This window comes from Streptomyces albidochromogenes, from assembly GCF_005981925.1.
GTDB classification, from domain to species: Bacteria; Actinomycetota; Actinomycetes; order Streptomycetales; family Streptomycetaceae; genus Streptomyces; species Streptomyces albidochromogenes.
This window is the reverse complement of sequence record NZ_VBVX01000518.1, coordinates 1-2,510: the sequence shown is the minus strand read 5'-3', so window position 1 is coordinate 2,510 and position 2,510 is coordinate 1. Positions and strand designations below refer to the sequence as shown.

The following is a 2,510-nucleotide window of genomic DNA, read 5'->3' as shown; positions in this document are numbered from 1 at the left end:
GGGGAGGGCGGGCGGCCGGCCGCTCCGCACGCCGCCGGCCGACGGCGTCCGGTGGCTCAGGACGGCCGGCTGGCTCGGGCTCTGCCTCGCGCTGGTGCTGCTGCGGCTCCCCTTCCGCGTGCCCGCGCAGGCCGTGGACGTACTCAAGCGGCCGCGCTCGCGCCTGCGTCCGGCCACGATGCGCCAGGCCGAGTCGATGCTCGCGGTCGTCAGCCGGGCCGCGGACGGGTATCCGGGGCGGGCCGCCTGCCTGGAGCACTCGCTCGGCACGGTGCTCGGACTCGCGCTCGCCGGGCTGGCGGCCGACTGGTGCCTGGGCAGCGCCGACGATCCGTACCGGTTCCACGCCTGGGTGGAGATCGACGGCGAGACCGTCACGCGTCAGGAAGCGGACGACCGCGTCCCGTTCCGACGGGTTCTGGTGCTCTGAGCACTCCGCGGCGGGCCAGGCTCTGCGAAACGCAGACCGGCCCGCGCCCTGGTTCCGCCGGTTGTCCAATTTCGGTCCGGACTCTTTCGGATATCGCGCGGAAGTCGATCGTGAGCGCGCTCCCACGTACCGCCGGAACGGGGGTGTATATGAAAGCTTGCTTCGAATTACCCGACGCCGCGGACCGCGGGAGCTGCTTACCGATCGGTTTCACACTAATTCCCGGTCGAGGGTTTCCCCGGAGTGCGCCGAGCGCTATGCTCGACACGCGCACAACAAAGACTTGAGGGGCCGCCCGCTGCAACGGGCAACCCCTCAAGCGCATGGAACCACCTGCTCGGTGAGATCAGATCAGAGGCGTGACTCCTTCGTTCACCAGGGCGAGGACGATCAGGATGGTGATGACGACGACCTGGATGACGCGCGCCCAGCTCAGGTGCGTGCTGCCCTGAATCGTCATTCGTGCATTCACGTTCACGGAGGATTTCCCTTCGGGGGTGAGGGCCGGCGCAGTGTAGATCGAAAAGCAACACCGCGACAACAGTTTCTTCCGCATTTCGCGGCCTGGCAAGCCCTCCGACTGTGCGCCGACGTCACCCTCCGGGTCATTTGTCGCGGCGGAATTCCACTTGTGGGGCGAGGGTTCTGCAATTCGTCGGTCCGGTGCGCCGGTAATCGTTGCCGGAGGCGGAAATCGAATGCGGTACGCGGTCCGGGACGGCTGCGGCCGACACCCGGCTTCGGCCGCCCCCTCGCACCCGACCGCGCGTGGCGCGTGCGCCGATCCGCACACCGGGCACCGGTGTTCGGGCCCCGACGGCATCGGATCGGCCCTTGCCCGTCCGGAACCCGCCTCCCGGGACCGCGAATTGACGGTCGGTGGCGCGGTGCCGGCTCCCGTAAAGAATCTTGGCCCGGGTTTCACGCCTGAAGGCGAGAGCGCTCGCGCGGCCCGACGGACTTCATGAAGTGGCCGCGTCGGCCCCTCCCGGCCGCGCTCACAACGCCCGGGTCCGTTCCCCGTCCGCCGCAGGACGCTCCGCGTCGGCGATCTCCGGCTCCAAGCCCTGGGCGGGCGTCGTGAGCGGACGTCCGATGTCCGCACGCCAGGCCTCGAATGCGAGGGCCGTGGCGGTGACCACGGCGAGACCGAGGAACCAGCCACCGATCACGTCGCTGACCCAGTGGACCCCCAGCGCCACCCGCGTACCGCCGACGCCCAGCACCGAGACGACCGCGAGAGCCCAGGCCACCGGGCGCCGGCGCCGGGGCACCAGCGGAAGAAGGACCAGGAGCAGGACGGCGCAGGACGTCGTCGCCGTCATCGCGTGCCCGGAGGGGAACGAGAAGCCGGGACTGTGCGCCACCGGATCCGGCAGGTGCGGACGGGCACGCTCCACGACGTTCTTGGCGAGCAGACCGGCGCACCCGCCGGCCACCGCCGTGACCGCCGCCCAGGCCGCCAGTCGCCAGGCGCGGCGGCTCAGCAGCCACACGACGAGCGCGGCCACCAGCAGACGCATTGTCACGGGCCCCCACACGACATCGGTGAAGAAGCGCAGGACGCCTACCAGGCCCGGATGTTCGAGCGCCTGCCGGTGCAGCGCGGCGGCCGCGCCGCGGTCGAGCCGTCGCAGCGGCGCCCACTGGGCTTCGACCAGCACCAGCGCCAGGGCCGCCGGCACGGCCGCCACCACGGTGACGACGGCGGTGCCGGCCAGCCGCATGCCGAACGTGACGTCCGGCCCCCAGTGGCGGGAGATCAGCGGTGCGACGAGTCGTCGCGGGCCGGCGGGGCGCCGGTCGTCGGAACGTTGTGCCATGGCGCGGTGCGCCTCCTCTCAGAGAACGTCACGGGCCCGGCCGAGCGGAGCCGGTGAGGCCGGTGCGCCTCGCCCCGGACGTGCGGGCAGTGCGGGGCCGGCGTGCCGATCGCCGTGCTCGTCGTCATCGGACGCGCCCACGGGTCCGGTCGACGGTCCGGGGCGGGGGCCCGAAGCCCCGGGCGCGGTCCAGTGAAGCCGCGACCGGGCGCGGGTCGATGACGCCGAGGGCGGCCAGGCGGGACGTGCCGATGATG

2 protein-coding genes are annotated in these 2,510 nt (G+C 72.1%); one reads left to right on the top strand and one right to left on the bottom strand.

The window, feature by feature from the left end; all coding sequences use genetic code 11:
• A partial coding sequence (locus E2E34_RS33330) for a lasso peptide biosynthesis B2 protein (RefSeq protein ID WP_138905567.1) occupies nucleotides 1-430 on the top strand: 430 nt, incomplete at its 5' end.
• Nucleotides 431-1,428: 998 nt separating this feature from the next.
• On the opposite strand, the gene E2E34_RS33325 is transcribed toward E2E34_RS33330, so the two are convergent.
• Nucleotides 1,429-2,157, bottom strand: a complete 729-nt coding sequence (locus tag E2E34_RS33325) for a phosphatase PAP2 family protein (protein WP_244316382.1) — start codon at nucleotides 2,155-2,157, stop codon at nucleotides 1,429-1,431.
• Nucleotides 2,158-2,510: the final 353 nt, after the last annotated feature.